Origin of the sequence: Polaribacter sp. SA4-10, from assembly GCF_002163835.1 — a bacterium.
GTDB lineage: Bacteria > Bacteroidota > Bacteroidia > Flavobacteriales > Flavobacteriaceae > Polaribacter.
On the sequence record NZ_CP019331.1, the window covers coordinates 426,373 to 442,375 of the forward strand.

Below are 16,003 nucleotides of genomic sequence, written 5' to 3' on the forward strand. Positions count from 1 at the left end.
GATTAATCAAACAAACGATTAAACCCTATTCTTCTAAAGCATCCCAAAATTCTACAGCTCTTCTTAAATGAGGAATTAAAATAGTTCCTCCAACTAAAGTAGCAATAGACATCGTTTCCATCATTTCTTCTTTCGTTACTCCATTTTTATGTGCCGTTTCTAAATGATATGCAATACAATCATCACAACGTAAAACTGCAGAAGCCACTAAACCTAGAAGCTCTTTTGTTTTACTAGGTAAATGACCTTCTGCAAATGCGTTAGTATCTAAATTAAATATTCTTTTTATAATTTTATTATCAGAAGATAAAATCTTATCGTTCATTTTCTGACGATAATCATTAAACTCTTGTGTTTTTTTGTTCATTTTTTTGTTGTTTTTTAATCACCATTTTCGATACTTTAATACTTATTTCATATAAAATAAGAATAGGAATTGCTACAATTATTTGACTTGCAATATCTGGTGGTGTTATAATAGCTGCTAATATTAATACAACTACTAATGAATGTTTTCTATATTTCTTTAAAAACTCAGGAGTAACTAATCCTATTTTTGTTAAAAAGAAAACTAAAACAGGCAATTCAAAAAGAATAGAAACTCCTAATAACATATTGGTAACTAAACCTATATGAGAGTCCATTGTAAAGTTATTCTGAATTAAATCTGTAATTTGATAATTATATAAAAAGTGAATTGAAATTGGTGCAATTACATAAAAACTAAACGCAATTCCGCAGAAAAATAAAAAGGAGGCTATAAAAATAAAACCTCTAGATTTATTAACTTCTTTTGATGTTAAACCAGGAGAAATAAACCTCCAGATTTCCCATAATAAGTAAGGGAATGAAATAATAATACCTAAAATTAACGAAGACCAAATAGCGTTCATTAATTGCTGAGTTGGTTTTAAACTAATAAGGTTATCTTTAAATTCTACATTACAGAATGTACTATCAAAGCCAAAAAAAGTAAAAAAATCGCAAAAAAACTGATAGGTAACAAAATCAGCTCTTCTATGTGCTAGTAAAAAGTTATCATAAACTTCTTTTTGAAATACAAATAATAAAATTGCGATGATAAAAATTGCTGCTGCACTTCTTACTAAGTGCCACCTTAATTCTTCTAGATGACCTAAAAAGGACATTTCGTTTTTTTGTTCTGCCATTAGAAAATTCCTTCTTTAATTAAATCATGTAAATGAACTACACCAACATATTTTTTAGCATCATCAACAACTAATATTTGAGTAATACTATTATTTTCTAAAGTGTCTAAAGCCTCAATAGCCATTGAATCTTGGTGTAATGTTTTTGGGTTTTTACCCATTATATCTTTTGCTGTAAAATGATTGATATCTGTTGTTTTATTTAGCATTCTTCTAATGTCTCCATCTGTAATAATACCAATTATTTTTTCATCTTTTAAAACAGCTGTAACTCCTAATCTTTTTTCAGAAATTTCTACAATTACCTTAACAATACTGTCATTTTCTTCAACTTTTGGTAATTGATTGTTTTTAATTAAATCTGAAGCCCTTAAATATAAACGCTTACCTAACGCTCCTCCCGGATGATATTTTGCAAAATCTTTACTTGAAAATCCTTTTAAATCCAACAAACAAACAGCTAAAGCATCTCCCATAACAAGTTGTGCTGTTGTACTTGTTGTTGGCGCTAAATTATTAGGACAAGCTTCTTTTTCTACAAAAGTGTTTAAAGGAAAATCAGCATTCTTTCCTAAAAAAGAGTCTATATTTCCTGTAATTGCAATAATTTTATTTCCGTAGTTTTTAATTAACGGAACTAAAACTTTAATTTCTGGTGTGTTACCACTTTTAGAAATACAGATTACTACATCTTCTTTTTGAACATTTCCTAAATCTCCATGAATTGCGTCTGCAGCATGCATAAAAATAGCGGGAGTTCCTGTAGAGTTAAAAGTAGCTACTATCTTAGTAGCTATATTTGCACTTTTTCCAATTCCAGTAACAATTACTCTTCCGTTAGAATTTAATATGAATTTAATTGCGTTTTCAAAATTAACATCAATTAAATTAGCTAAATTAGCAATAGCGTTGCTTTCTATTAAAATAGTTTTTTTGGCAGTATCAATAATTGTGTTGTAATTTTTCAAGTTTTAGTATTTTATCAGAATAAAAAAAAGTTATATCTTTATATGTAGAAACAAGGCAAATTTACTACAAAAAATAGTTACATCAAACATATAAAGATGTTTGTAATTTATTTTTTTAATGTTAAACAAATATTATTATATAAATGGATTTACATAGTCCTCTAAAAAAGTTTTTTGGTTTTAATAAATTTAAAGGCTTACAAGAGCAAGTAATTGAAAGTATTTCGAATAATGAGAATACTTTTGTAATAATGCCAACTGGTGGAGGAAAATCTCTTTGTTACCAATTACCCGCATTAATGAAAGAGGGAACAGCAATTGTTGTTTCTCCTTTAATTGCCTTGATGAAAAATCAGGTTGATGCAATTAGAGGTATTTCTGAGCATCATGGTATTGCACACGTTTTAAATTCTTCATTAAATAAAACGGATGTAAATCAAGTTAAAGAAGATATTGCTAACGGAATTACAAAATTATTATACGTAGCACCAGAATCTCTAATAAAAGAAGAATATGTGACTTTTTTAAGAACACAGAAAATTTCTTTTGTTGCTATTGATGAAGCGCATTGTATCTCTGAATGGGGACATGATTTTAGACCTGAATATAGAAATTTAAAAAACATTATAAAAGCCATAGATAATGTTCCTGTAATTTGTTTAACGGCAACTGCTACAGAAAAGGTACAAGAAGACATCTTAAAAACTTTAGGAATTACAGATGCAAATAGGTTTAAAGCTTCTTTTAATAGGCCAAATTTATTTTATGAAGTAAGACCAAAAACAAAAGATGTAGAAAAAGATATTATTCGTTTTGTAAAACAAAGAATGGGTAAATCTGGAATTATCTATTGTTTAAGTAGAAAGAAAGTAGAAGAAGTTGCCCAGATTTTACAGGTAAATGGTATTAAAGCGGTTCCTTATCATGCAGGTTTAGATGCAAAAACACGTGTAAAACATCAAGATATGTTTTTGATGGAAGATACAGATGTTGTAGTTGCAACCATTGCTTTTGGAATGGGAATTGATAAACCAGATGTTCGTTTTGTAATTCACCATGATATTCCTAAAAGTTTAGAAAGTTATTACCAAGAAACCGGTAGAGCAGGACGTGATGATGGAGAAGGGTATTGTTTAGCTTTTTATGCCTACAAAGACATAGAAAAGTTAGAAAAATTTATGGCAAGTAAGCCTATTGCAGAACAAGAAATAGGACATGCACTATTACAGGAAGTTGTTGGTTATGCAGAAACTTCAATGAATAGGCGTAAATATCTTTTACATTATTTTGGTGAAGAGTATGATGCAATAAATGGATTAGGTGCAGATATGAATGATAATTCTAGAAACCCTAAGGTAAAGAACGAAGCAAAAGATGATGTTGTAAAAATATTATCTGTAATTAAGAGTACATTACAACAATACAAATCTAAAGAAGTAGTTAATACAATTATTGGTAGAGAAAACGCACTTTTAACTTCTCATAAAACACATTTACAACCTCATTTTGGTATTGGTAAAGACAAACCTGCTGCTTATTGGATGGCATTAATTCGTCAGATTTTGGTTGTTAATTTTATCAGAAAAGAAATTGAACAATATGGTGTTTTAAAACTGACAGAAATTGGTCAAAATTTTAGAGAAAAACCTTCATCATTTATGATGACAGAAGATCACTCTTATACTCAAGAAATTGATAATTCTATTATTACAAATGCCAAATCCTCTGGTGGTGCAGCCGATGAGAAATTAGTTATACTATTAAAAGACTTGCGTAAAAAAGTAGCTATTAAAGCAGGAGTTCCTCCTTTTGCTGTTTTTCAAGATCCATCTTTAGATGATATGGCATTAAAATATCCGATTAATTTAGATGAACTTTCTAAAGTTCATGGAGTAGGAGAAGGTAAAGCACGTAAATTTGGTAAGGATTTTGTAAAACTTATCACAGATTATGTTGATGAAAATGATATTTTAAGACCAGATGATTTAATTGTTAAGAGCACAGGTGTAAACTCAGGCTTAAAATTATATATTATTCAGAATACTGATAGAAAATTACCTTTAATTGATATATCTAAATCTAAAGGGTTGGAAATGAGTGATTTAATTAAGGAAATGGAAGCTATTATTTTTTCTGGAACAAAATTAAATATAGATTATTCTATAGATGATTTGTTAGATGAAGACCAGCAAGAAGAAATTCATGATTATTTTATGGAAGCTGATACAGATAAAATTCAAGATGCTTTAGATGAATTTGATGGTGATTATGATGAGGAGGAACTCCGATTAATGCGTATTAAATTTATAAATGAAGTAGGAAATTAAACTTTATCTTATATCATCACTTAATTCAAACCTATAATCTCCAAATAATGCTTTTTTATTGTTTATAATGAGTGTGGTTATATAACTTAGATCATTATTTTAAATATCTACCTACGTAAAAGTAAAAACTATAAAGTAAAAATAGTTAGTAATATTCCTAATAGAATAGCTGTAAATTTCTGAAGATTAAACTTGTGATTTTCAGAACTTTCAAAAAGAATAATAGTAGAAATGTGTAAGAAAACACCAATAATTAGTGCTGTAATTTCCGATTGATATTCCGTGAAAAAAGCAACTTTATTTGCAAGATAAATTCCTATAGGACTCATTAATCCAAAGAAAGTTAAGAAAATAAAAATTGTAGATTTCGAGTATTTTGTATGTAATAAAAAGGTTGTTAATACAATGGCGATAGGAATTTTATGCACAACAATTGCCCAAATTAAGTTTTCATTTCCATTGTGTATTGGTAAGCCTTCAGATAAAGCATGTAAACATAAACTTACAAATAACAACGTTGGAAATTTTTTTCCATCCGTATGAATGTGAATATGCCCATGTTCAGCTCCTTTAGAAAAGGATTCTAAAACTGATTGTAGAATAATTCCTATAAGTATAAAAATCCCTATTTTTTTATAATCTGTTGCGTCGGTGTAAACTTCTGGTAATAAATGAAGAATGGTTACAGCTAATAAATAGGCACCACTAAAAGCTAATAATAAGCGGACTATTTTATTACTTGGTTTTAATAAGAAAACCAATGAAGAACCAATAAGAACAGATAAGATTAGTAAGATATAATTCACTTTGCTATAAGAATTAATCGTTTAGATGTTTTTGAATTAAATTCAGTTAAATTATAATCGCCAAAAGTATTAGTAATCGTAAAACCAACACTTTTAAAATATTCTTTAATTTTATTAGCGTCTAAATACTTTACACGTTCAGAAAAGGAGTGAAGTTCATTATCAGCTTCAAAAGAAATATTTTTTAGAATAAATCCGTTTTTAATTTCTCTGGTAATATTAAAAGAAATTCCGTCTACAATTTTAGTTTCTTCTTTCACTAAATTTAATTTTACGTTTTCAGCATTTAAGAAATCAAATACAAAAGATCCCTCTTTTTGTAATCCGTTTTTTATGTTCTGTAAAATTAAAAGATCTTCAGAATCATCTTCAAAATAACCAAAACTAGTAAATAAATTAAAAATTGCATCATATTTATCTACTAAAGGTTTTCTCATGTCTGCAACATCAAAATGTAGCGTGTCATTTTCGTACCTTTTTGCATGCAAAATACTGTTTTCAGATAAATCTGTACCAGTAACCTTGTAACCTAAGGAATTTAAAAATACAGAATGACGCCCTTTTCCACAAGGTAAATCTAAAATATGTGCTGTTTTCGGTAGGTTTAAAAGTACCGTTATATTTTTCATAAATAACTGTGCATCAGCATCATTTCTGTCTTTATATAAAATATGATAATAACTTGTATTAAACCAATCTGTAAACCAATCTTTTGTCTTCATAATTTCTTTCAGTTTGTAAAAGTAACCAAATCTTATCTTTCATAAAATGAATTTTTCAAATACTAATTTTTCCTATTTATAAAATGTATTTTTGCAGACAATTTTACAAGTATGGAAAAAGATTTTAAAATGACGGCAACAACACTTTTCGGTTTAGAAGGTGTGTTGGCAGAAGAGCTTAAAAATTTAGGTGCACAAGACGTTAAGGAAGGCATAAGAAGTGTTACTTTTAGAGGTGATACAGGTTTTATGTACAAAGCAAATATTGCTTTAAGAACTGCTGTTCGTATTTTAAAACCCATAAAAGTTTGTAAAATTTACGATGAAGAAGATTTATATGAAGCGATTCAGAAAATAAAGTGGGAAAATTTTTTAGAAGTAGAAGGTACTTTTGCAATAGGAGCAGTTGTAAATTCTAAGAATTTCACTTCTAATTCACACTATATATCATTAAAATCTAAGGATGCAATTGCAGATTATTTTCGTCATAAATATAGTAAAAGACCAAATGTAGATTTAGATTTTCCAGATTTAAAAATTCATATTCATATTCACAAAGATTGGTTAACAGTTTCTCTAGATTCTTCAGGAGATTCACTTCATAAAAGAGGATATAGAACCGCTACAAATATTGCACCAATTAACGAAGTTTTGGCTGCTGGTATGGTTTTATTGTCTGGTTATACAGGTGAAGAAAACTTCATTGATCCAATGTGTGGTTCTGGTACAATATTAATTGAAGCAGCTATGATTGCCAATCATATTCCTGCCAATATCAACAGAAAACTCTTTGCTTTCGAAAATTGGAAAGATTATGATGAAGATTTATATTTTACCATTCAAGAATCATTATTAAAGAAAATTCGTTCTTCTCATTTTAAAATAATGGGGTTTGATAAAGCGCCTTCTGCAGTTCAAAAAGCACAAGCAAATATAGAAAATGCGAATCTAGATGAATTTATTGGTGTGCATCACGTCAACTTTTTCAATTCTAAAAAAGAGGTTTTTGGAAACACAACAATCTTATTTAATCCACCTTATGGGGAGCGTTTAAATATTGATACAGAAGAGTTTTATAAAAAAATTGGCGATACACTTAAAAACAATTATCCAGGTTCTTCAGCTTGGTTAATTACTTCAGATACAGATGCTTTAAAAGCTGTAGGTCTTAGAACATCTAAAAGAATTGCGCTTAAAAACGGAGATTTAAACTGTAAGTTTGTAAAGTACGAATTGTATGAAGGAACACGTAAGTTTAAAGAACCTAAAGAAGACACTTTAGATGCTGATATAGAAACCACTTCTGAAGATTAGTTTTTTTAGAAGCTATTTCCTGCTTTCCGTTATATCTTTTTTATGCTGAATTTAGTTCAGGATCTCTTCATTTAATACGAATAGTATATTAATAGAAGTTACTGCAACAAGTTCAGCATAAAAAAGGATGTCACTTCAATCAGGGCTATGCTTGTTTGTTAACTTTAAGTTTTACCTATTTTATTCAGTTAATTTTGTTGTCATTCCGAAGGAATAATGAGGAAGAATCTCTTTTGTTATAGCTGCGAATGCAGGTATCTAAAATTAGCTTTTAGACTTTTAAAGATTAAAGTATAGCTTCTTGTTTTTATAGAATGACAAACGTTATAAAATATTATTTACTAATTATATCAATAACTAATTCTTTCGTCAAAGGTCTACCATTCGCTACTTTTTTTATATTTTCAAACGTAAAAACAAAATCGCAACCTAATTTATAATTAGAACAACCGTAAGCAGTTTTCCCTTTTAAAATAGTTCCTTTTTTACATTTCGGACATGTAATTTTATCCTTGTCATTACCATGAGTTTTCGACGAAGTAATCTCATTATAATTAGCAGATTGCTTCACTTCGTTCGCAATGATAGCTTGTTTTGGTTCTAATTTTAAGCTAAATCTTTCATCAAAACGTATCAATCCTTCAACAGCACCAGCATCAGTTTTAAAACCTTTTAAATTAGTTGTACAGCCTTTGTCAATCAATCGAATCAATTGATTTTCAGAAATTTTCTTACCGTAAATTTCAAACGGAATTTTAAAATCACAATTATTTTTATATTCAGAACATCCATAAGCAGAAGTACCTTTTATCAAATTTCCTTTTTTACATTTCGGACAGGTTTTACCAACAACTTCTTTTTTTGTTTTTGACTTTGAAACAGCAGGTTGCTTCGTTTCAGCCGCAATGACAGGTGTGTTAGAAGAAATTCGTTTTACAGAAGTATTAGAACGCACTTCATACACCAATTCATCTACCATTTTTTTCATATTGTTTATGAAAGTTCCGGCGTTAAATTCTCCACGTTCAATTTCCTTTAAACGTTTTTCCCATCTTCCAGTTAATTCTGCCGATTTTAATAATTCGTTATCAATGATATTTATTAAATCGATTCCTGTTTGAGTAGGTAATACTAATTTCTTTTTACGTTCAATATATTTTCTTCGGAAAAGAGTCTCAATTATACTTGCTCTGGTAGAAGGTCTTCCAATTCCGTTTTCTTTCATTAATTCACGCAAATCATCATCATCAACTTGCTTTCCAGCAGTTTCCATGGCACGTAATAAACTTGCTTCTGTAAAGTTTCTTGGTGGTTTTGTTTCCTTTTCTAAAAAGGAAGGTTCGTGTGTTCCTTTTTCACCTTTTACAAAAGATGGAAGCGTTAATTGTTCGTTTAATTCCTTTTTAATTTTGCTTTCTTCTGTTTCAAAAGCAACTCGCCAACCTTTGGTTAGAATTTCTTTTCCTGTTGTTTTAAAAGGAACATCGGCAGCTTTACCAATTACAGACGTATTAGAAACATCAGAATCTGGATAAAAAACACCAATAAATCTACGTGTAATTATATCATATACTTGTTGCTGATTGTATTGTAAATTTCCTTGAATTCCTGTAGGAATAATAGCATGGTGATCTGTTACTTTTTTATCATCAAAAACACGTTTCGATTTCTTTATTTTCTGCCCTAAAAGTGGATGCGTTAATGCGCTATAATTTGTTAGTTTTGATAATATTCCTGCAATTTTAGGATATACATCATTTGGTAAAAAAGTAGTATCAACTCTTGGGTAGGTAACTACTTTCATTTCATATAATTTCTGAACCATTTTTAAGGTTTCATCTGCAGAAAATCCAAATTTATTATTACAATACACTTGTAAACCTGTTAAATCGAACAGTTTTGGAGCGTATTCTTTTCCTTTCTTCTTGGTGACAGAAACAATTTCAAAATCAGATTCTTTTACTTTATTAGCTAAAACTTGTCCGTCCTCTTGTTTTAGAAAACGACCCTCTTCATAATTGAAAAGTGTATTTCTATAGGTAGTTTGTAATTCCCAATAAGGTTGTGGTTTAAAATTCTGAATTTCAACAAAACGATTTACCAACATGGCTAGGGTAGGAGTTTGCACTCTACCTACAGACAAAACTTGTTTAAATCCGCCATATTTTACGGTGTATAAACGTGTAGCATTCAACCCTAAAAGCCAATCTCCAATAGCTCTAGAATACCCTGCATAATATAAATTATCATATTGTTCTGAAGGTTTTAAATTTTTAAATCCTTCTTTAATCGCTTCTTCTGTAAGAGATGAAATCCATAAACGTTGCACTTTTCCTTTGTAACCTGCTTGATTAATTACCCAACGCTGAATGAGTTCTCCTTCTGTTCCTGCATCCCCACAATTGATAACAACAGTTGCTTTATCAAATAAAGATTTTACAATATTAAATTGTTTTCTAATTCCTGCATCGCCAGTAACCTTGGTGTCAAAACGTTCTGGAAGCATTGGTAAGTTGTTTAAATCCCAACTTTTCCAATGAGGTTTGTAATCTTTAGGTTCTAAAAGTGTGCATAAATGTCCAAATGTATAGGTTACTGCATAGCCATTGCCTTCGTAGAAACCATCACGTTTTGTGTTGGCTCCTAGAATATTAGCAATTTCTCTTGCTACACTTGGTTTCTCAGCAATACAGACTTTCATTTATGCTTTTTGTGAATTCGAAAATAGTGAATTTAAAGTATATTATTGATAATAATTTATCTCTAAAATATTAATATTAGGTATAGTTTTTCGAAAATTACTAATGTTTGTATTACATTGATAATTCATTTCAAGATTATTTATTTTGTGATATAAGTAGTTTATAACATATGCTAATGTGTCAGGGTGAAAATCTCTATCAGATTTAAATTTCACGATACACTTAGTTGTGATTTTTTGATATTCATTTAGAATTAAATCATACTTTTTAGGGTATCTAAACCTTAAAATATCTTCAACTAATTCAGGTACATTTAAATAGTTATGAATTCCATTTGCTTTTTCAAATGCAAATTCTTTAATTAAAAATCCCCAAGGTCCTTGATCATAATCTGAATTTAATTTGTGTATAGTGGCTGTGCTATGAGTTAACTTGTCAATTTTTATTGATTTATCTAAATTTTGAATAACTTTTTTTATAATTTCTTCTATTTTTATAATAGCTTTTTCCAAAGGTAAAATACCTTCTATAAAATCCGTACCTTTTAGCACCCTAGTGTTATGAAACCAATATGCTTTTATTATTATTGATTTATTAATTTTGAATTGTTGCTTAAAATGTTCAAATAAATATTCATATGCATACCTTTCTTTTATACTTTTCTCCCAAATTTCATCAAGACTGACATCATTTAAATATGATAAAATTTCAGATTTATCAGTATTAAATATATTTGATAAAGAATCTAAAATAGAATCAAAGTTTTCACAATCTAAAATTATAATTTTATTCATTATAGCTTTCTCCTTTTTTATTTCACCAAAGCCAATTGAATACGCTTTCTTACAACATCAACTTCCAACACTTTTACAAGTATTTGCTGATTTAAAGCCACAATTGCATTTACATCTTTTACAAAAGTATCTGATAAATTAGAAACATGAATTAAACCGCTTTCTTTAATTCCGATATCTACAAAACAACCAAAATTGGTGATATTATTTACAATTCCGGGTACAATTTGACCTGTTCTTAAATCTGAAATTGTTTTTATATTTTGATCAAAAGAAAACATTTTTGCTTTCGCTCTTGGATCTACTCCAGGTTTTTCTAATTCTTTAATAATATCTTCTAATGTAGGCAAACCAATGGTTTCAGAAATATAATTTTTCAAAGAAATCTGTTGAAGAATTTCTTTATTCCCAATAAAATCGGCAACTTTCTTTTTGTAGTCTTTCGCTATTTTATCAACCAAACTATAACTTTCTGGGTGCACTCCAGAATCATCTAACGGATTCTTAGCATTCTTAATTCGTAAAAAACCAGCAGCTTGTTCAAATGCTTTTCCGCCTAAACGAGGTACTTTTTTTATGGCAGTTCTAGAAGTAAAAGAACCGTTTTCATTTCTATAATTCACAATATTTACTGCAATTTTTGGTCCAATTCCAGAAACATAACTCAATAACGATTCGCTAGCCGTATTTATGTTTACGCCTACTGTATTTACACAACTTTCTACAACAGTATCTAAAGATTTCTTTAATTTAGATTGATCAACATCATGCTGATATTGGCCAACTCCAATCGATTTTGCATCAATCTTTACCAATTCTGCCAAAGGATCTGCCAATCTTCTTCCAATAGAAACAGAACCACGCACTGTAACATCGTAATTAGGAAATTCATCTCTTGCAATTTTAGAAGCCGAATAAATGGATGCGCCAGCTTCACTCACCACAAAAACTTCAATTTTATTTTTAAACTGAATTTTCTTAACTAATTGTTCTGTTTCTCTAGATGCTGTTCCATTTCCAATTGCAATTGCTTCAATTTTATAAGTATCTGCTAAGGAACTAATCTTTTTAATGGCTTCTATCGTTTGATTTTGTGGAGCGTGCGGATAAATATTTTCATTATGTACTAAATCTCCTTGCTCGTTTAAACAGACCACTTTGCAACCAGATCTAAAACCAGGATCGATTGCTAAAATTCTTTTTTCGCCCAAAGGAGCGCCTAACAATAATTGTTTTAAATTTTTCGCGAAAACTAAAATTGCTGCTTCGTCTGCTTTTTCTTTTGCAATTGACATTGCTTCGTTTGATAAAGAAGGAAATAACAAACGTTTATAAGTATCAGCAATTGCCAATTGTATTTGTTCTGCACATTCGTTTTGAGAACGAATAATGCTAGCTTCCATTTTTTGAAGGACGCTCTCTTTATCAATTTCTATTTTAACACGAATAAAACCTTCGTTTTCTGCTCTTAAAATGGCTAATAATCTGTGAGAAGGAATTCTACTTAAAGATTCGCTCCAATCAAAATAATCTTTAAATTTTTGTGCTTTCTCCTCAGCCGTTTTTGTTTTAATTACTTTAGATGAAATCGTAGAATAACGTTCTAATTCTCTTCGAATGTTATTTCTGATATCTGTACGTTCATTAATCCATTCTGCAATGATAAAACGGGCGCCTTCTAAGGCATCTTCAATGGTTTCAACTTCGTTGGATGTGTATTTTGACGCTGTGTGTTCTAAATCATTTACACGCTGATTCATCATCATCTTAGCCAACGGTTCTAAGCCTTGTAAACGTGCAGTTTCTGCTTTTGTTTTTCGCTTCTTTTTAAAAGGTAAATACAAATCTTCTAGAGAAGTTAAATCTCTAGAGATGTTTACTTTCTGAGTTAATTCATCCGTTAAAACATTTTGTTCTTCTAACGCTTTTAAAATGGCTTTTTTACGTTTTTCTAACGCTTCAAAAACTTCTTTAAATTTTACAATGTCACCAATTTGAACTTCGTCTAAATTACCCGTCATTTCCTTTCTATATCTTGATATAAAAGGAATTGTAGCATCTTCATTTAATAATGAAATGGTATTTTGAATAGATTTTTCTGAGAGCTGTGTTTGTTGAATTATATATTGAAGTAAGTGCATTTTTCGATTGAATTTAAACTAAAAAAAGAAACCTCATAAAAATAATTTCATGAGGTTGTAAATATACTTTTATTTTATGTTTGGATATGATGAAAATAAAACTTCTCGATACAATTTTTCTTCCTTCGTCAAAAAATTACTCGAAGTGACAGCATGTTCTTACTGTTTCTCGTATTTGTATTCATAAAATAACACGTACTGTCACATCGAGTGAAATTCTTTTTTCAAGAATTTTGTATCGAGATATTCTTTAGAAATTATTTTTTATTAAGAAATTACTTTCTCAAAAGCCAGTCTCTTAGCGTTGTAACCTGTATAAATAACGCCACAATATGTGTACCCCAATTTCTTTATTAGAGATTGCATTCCGATATTGTCTTCATGCGTATCAATCTTTAAACTTTCTATGTTTTTTTCTAATAATTGTAAATGAAATTCATGAAACATAAAAGTAGCCAAACCAAATTTCCTGAATTCTTTTTTGATGGCCATTCTATGGATAACGCCATAAGTTTTAGTTTCATCAACAATCCAATTTCCATCTATAACTTTATACGTTGGTTCAGGATTTGTGGTAAACATAGAAGTTGCCATTACTTGATTTTCATCACTTATAACCACATAACTTTCACCATTTAAAACATCATTTTTTACTTGTTCCGTATTTGGATATCCGTTTTGCCATTGATCAATATTAAGAGAAGCTAAATAGGCTTTAGCATCATCAATAATGGTCATGATCCCCGGAACATCTTCAATTTTAGAAAGTCTTATTATCATCAAAAAAAATTATATCATTTTAAAATCTAGCATCAATTCACCATTAATAGAACATTGTAGTTGATCTCCTTTAAATATTTCTCCTTTACCAACCGCTGGCGTTCCCGTAAAAATTAAATCTCCAGGTTGTAACGTCATATATTTAGAAATAAACACAATAATATCAGCAAAATCGTTCACCATAAAAGCGGTGTTACTTTTTTGTTTTTCTTCTCCGTTAACTTTTAAATCAAAATTAATATTCCCTAAATTAGGATATTCAGCAATCGATTTAAAGCTAGAAATTGGCGCAGCACCATCAAAGCCTTTTGAAAACTCCCAAGGGTGGTTAGTTTCTCTTGCGTTTTTTAGAATATCTGTTGCCGTATAATCAATACCAATTGCAATTTCAGAAATAAAAGAATTTGCAGCTGCTTTAGAAATGTTTTTTCCTTCTTTACCTATTTTAATCACTAATTCTACCTCGTAAACTAATTCGTTAGTAATGTTGCTAGGATATTCAACATCACAATTAATAGCTAAACTAGATTCAGGTTTTGAAAAGATGAATTTTTTAGCTTTCTTTTTTTCTTCAATATCTTTTAAATCAGTAAGATAATTACTTCCTATTCCTAGTATTTTCATTTTTTAATTTTTTTTTTACTTTACGAGTAAATGTAAAAAAAAATCCACCAAAAAACAGCAGTTTCTTAATGGATTTAATAGTGTTACTATTTAATTTTTTAAACTTCTATCTTTTCTTTTAGAGAAACTTTTTTTGCTGTTTTATCATTAGAGAAATCAACAACTACTTGGTTGTGCAAAATATCTTCAATTGTCTGTCTTTTTCTAATTAAATAACCTTTTCCTTGATGTACCATAACTTCTGCAGGTATATAACGTGAGTTATAGTTAGAAGCCATAGAGAAACAATACGCTCCTGCATTATGAAAACACAAAACATCTTCTTCAGAGATTTCAGCAATTCTTCTGTTAGAAGCAAATGTATCCGTTTCACAAATATAACCTACAACGGAGTAATAACGATCTCTTCCTGTTGGATTTGAGATGTTTGTAATATGGTGATAAGAATCATACATCATTGGTCTTACTAAGTGATTAAAACCAGAATCTACATGTGCAAAAACAGTTGACGTTGTTTGTTTAACAACATTTACTTTTGCAAGAAAAGAACCCGCTTCAGAAACCAAAAATTTACCAGGCTCAAACATTAAAGTAATGTCTTTACCATATTCTACACAAAATTCGTTGAACCTTTCTGTTAATTGCAAACCTAATTGCTCAATATCTGTAGAAATATCTCCTTCTTTATAAGGGACCTTAAAACCACTTCCAAAATCGATAAAGTCAATATTATCAAACTGTTTTGCAACATCAAACAAAATTTCTGTAGCACGCAAAAAAGTATCGATATCTAAAATATCAGAACCTGTATGCATGTGAATACCATTAATATTCATCCCCGTGTTTTCTACAACACGTTTAATATGTGGAACTTGGTGAATTGAAATTCCGAATTTAGAATCGATATGACCAACAGATATTTTAGAATTTCCACCAGCCATAATATGTGGATTTATACGCACACAAACAGGAATATCTGGATGTTTTTGTCCAAATTGTTCTAAAATAGAAAGGTTATCAATATTAATTTGAACACCCAATTTAGCTACTTCTTCAATCTCTGTTAAAGAAACTCCGTTTGGTGTATAAATAATGTCATGAGGTTCAATACCAGTTGTTAAACACAATTGTACTTCTTGATAAGAAACAGTATCTAAACCAGCACCTAAATCTTTAAAGAACTTTAAAATATTGATGTTAGAAAGTGCTTTTACAGCATAATTCAACTTTAAACTTTTAACGCTGCTAAAAGCATTTGTTAATCTGTTGTATTGCGATTCAATTTTATCTGTATCGTAAACATATAAAGGACTTCCGTATTTATTTGCTAACGCTGTAAGTTGTGTGTTTTCCAATGTAAAATATTTATTTGTGATGCCAAAAGTAATTAAATTGTTTAATAAATTATGATTTGTTTAAAAATATAACAAATTGTTTTTTATTGTGATTTTTACATTAAAAATACTTCTAACGTTTTTGCTTTGGGGTTTTCTAAAAATTGTCATTATCGGACAAACGGGTATCAATTTTAACGATTAAAATCAGGCTTTTTTTTCGTTGAAATCCTGTTGATAACTAATTAAGAAACCCATTTTTTTTTATATTCTTAAATGTTAATTTAGCGAGTACTTCAGAATTAATTGCAGTACGCGTATT

At 29.4% G+C, this 16,003-nt stretch carries 13 protein-coding genes; 2 read left to right on the forward strand and 11 right to left on the reverse strand.

Features of this window, described 5'->3' with window-relative positions:
- Window positions 1-25: 25 nt before the first annotated feature.
- The 3 genes from BTO04_RS01915 to BTO04_RS01925 are packed head-to-tail and all read right to left on the reverse strand — an operon-like array spanning window position 26 to window position 2,137.
- Entirely contained in the window at window positions 26-367 is a 342-nt protein-coding gene (locus BTO04_RS01915) for a carboxymuconolactone decarboxylase family protein (protein ID WP_087562887.1), read from the reverse strand.
- Window positions 342-1,169 carry a twin-arginine translocase subunit TatC gene (tatC, locus tag BTO04_RS01920; RefSeq protein WP_087562888.1) on the reverse strand — a complete coding sequence of 276 codons (828 nt, stop codon included), beginning with the start codon at window positions 1,167-1,169 and terminating at the stop codon, window positions 342-344. Before tatC ends, BTO04_RS01915 begins: the two co-directional genes overlap by 26 nt.
- Entirely contained in the window at window positions 1,169-2,137 is a 969-nt protein-coding gene (locus BTO04_RS01925) for an SIS domain-containing protein (RefSeq protein WP_087562889.1), read from the reverse strand. The genes tatC and BTO04_RS01925 overlap by 1 nt, the downstream gene beginning before the upstream one ends.
- Before the next feature lie 143 nt (window positions 2,138-2,280).
- Here BTO04_RS01925 and BTO04_RS01930 point away from each other — a divergent pair, with 143 nt between their 5' ends.
- A complete protein-coding gene (locus BTO04_RS01930) occupies window positions 2,281-4,464 on the forward strand; it encodes a RecQ family ATP-dependent DNA helicase (RefSeq protein WP_087562890.1) in 2,184 nt (727 codons plus the stop codon).
- Between the two features lie 128 nt (window positions 4,465-4,592).
- Here the strand turns inward: BTO04_RS01930 and BTO04_RS01935 are convergent, their stop codons facing one another.
- Together BTO04_RS01935 and BTO04_RS01940 are read right to left on the reverse strand one after the other, a co-directional pair.
- On the reverse strand, window positions 4,593-5,270 hold the full coding sequence (locus tag BTO04_RS01935) for a ZIP family metal transporter (RefSeq protein WP_087562891.1): 678 nt from the start codon (window positions 5,268-5,270) through the stop codon (window positions 4,593-4,595).
- A complete protein-coding gene (locus tag BTO04_RS01940) occupies window positions 5,267-5,992 on the reverse strand; it encodes a class I SAM-dependent methyltransferase (RefSeq protein WP_087562892.1) in 726 nt (241 codons plus the stop codon). The genes BTO04_RS01935 and BTO04_RS01940 overlap by 4 nt, the downstream gene beginning before the upstream one ends.
- Window positions 5,993-6,103: 111 nt before the next feature.
- Here BTO04_RS01940 and BTO04_RS01945 point away from each other — a divergent pair, with 111 nt between their 5' ends.
- Window positions 6,104-7,306: a class I SAM-dependent RNA methyltransferase gene (locus BTO04_RS01945; protein WP_087562893.1), complete on the forward strand. Its 1,203-nt coding sequence runs from the start codon at window positions 6,104-6,106 to the stop codon at window positions 7,304-7,306.
- Window positions 7,307-7,640: 334 nt separating this feature from the next.
- Here BTO04_RS01945 and BTO04_RS01950 read toward each other — a convergent pair whose 3' ends face one another.
- The 6 genes from BTO04_RS01950 to lysA all read right to left on the reverse strand — a co-directional run bounded on the left by BTO04_RS01950 (window position 7,641) and on the right by lysA (window position 15,702).
- Window positions 7,641-10,007 (reverse strand): type IA DNA topoisomerase, encoded by a 2,367-nt coding sequence (locus BTO04_RS01950; protein ID WP_087562894.1) that lies wholly within the window; start codon window positions 10,005-10,007, stop codon window positions 7,641-7,643.
- Between the two features lie 42 nt (window positions 10,008-10,049).
- Window positions 10,050-10,802 carry a hypothetical protein gene (locus BTO04_RS01955; protein ID WP_087562895.1) on the reverse strand — a complete coding sequence of 251 codons (753 nt, stop codon included), beginning with the start codon at window positions 10,800-10,802 and terminating at the stop codon, window positions 10,050-10,052.
- A gap of 17 nt (window positions 10,803-10,819) precedes the next feature.
- Complete coding sequence (locus tag BTO04_RS01960) at window positions 10,820-12,943, reverse strand: Tex family protein (RefSeq protein WP_087562896.1); 2,124 nt, start codon at window positions 12,941-12,943, stop codon at window positions 10,820-10,822.
- Between the two features lie 267 nt (window positions 12,944-13,210).
- On the reverse strand, window positions 13,211-13,723 hold the full coding sequence (locus BTO04_RS01965; RefSeq protein ID WP_087562897.1) for a GNAT family N-acetyltransferase: 513 nt from the start codon (window positions 13,721-13,723) through the stop codon (window positions 13,211-13,213).
- A gap of 9 nt (window positions 13,724-13,732) precedes the next feature.
- A complete protein-coding gene (locus BTO04_RS01970; RefSeq protein ID WP_087562898.1) occupies window positions 13,733-14,347 on the reverse strand; it encodes a fumarylacetoacetate hydrolase family protein in 615 nt (204 codons plus the stop codon).
- Window positions 14,348-14,445: 98 nt separating this feature from the next.
- Window positions 14,446-15,702 carry a diaminopimelate decarboxylase gene (lysA, locus tag BTO04_RS01975; RefSeq protein ID WP_087562899.1) on the reverse strand — a complete coding sequence of 419 codons (1,257 nt, stop codon included), beginning with the start codon at window positions 15,700-15,702 and terminating at the stop codon, window positions 14,446-14,448.
- Between the last annotated feature and the right edge of the window lie 301 nt (window positions 15,703-16,003).

Coding starts and splice junctions, on each gene's coding strand:
- BTO04_RS01950 (WP_087562894.1), bottom strand. CDS start 10,007: ATGAAAGTCTGTATTGCTGAGAAACCAAGTGTAGCAAGAGAAATTGCT.
- BTO04_RS01965 (WP_087562897.1), bottom strand. CDS start 13,723: ATGATAATAAGACTTTCTAAAATTGAAGATGTTCCGGGGATCATGACC.
- BTO04_RS01955 (WP_087562895.1), bottom strand. CDS start 10,802: ATGAATAAAATTATAATTTTAGATTGTGAAAACTTTGATTCTATTTTA.
- BTO04_RS01915 (WP_087562887.1), bottom strand. CDS start 367: ATGAACAAAAAAACACAAGAGTTTAATGATTATCGTCAGAAAATGAAC.
- BTO04_RS01945 (WP_087562893.1), top strand. CDS start 6,104: ATGGAAAAAGATTTTAAAATGACGGCAACAACACTTTTCGGTTTAGAA.
- BTO04_RS01930 (WP_087562890.1), top strand. CDS start 2,281: ATGGATTTACATAGTCCTCTAAAAAAGTTTTTTGGTTTTAATAAATTT.
- BTO04_RS01960 (WP_087562896.1), bottom strand. CDS start 12,943: ATGCACTTACTTCAATATATAATTCAACAAACACAGCTCTCAGAAAAA.
- BTO04_RS01940 (WP_087562892.1), bottom strand. CDS start 5,992: ATGAAGACAAAAGATTGGTTTACAGATTGGTTTAATACAAGTTATTAT.
- BTO04_RS01970 (WP_087562898.1), bottom strand. CDS start 14,347: ATGAAAATACTAGGAATAGGAAGTAATTATCTTACTGATTTAAAAGAT.
- tatC (WP_087562888.1), bottom strand. CDS start 1,169: ATGGCAGAACAAAAAAACGAAATGTCCTTTTTAGGTCATCTAGAAGAA.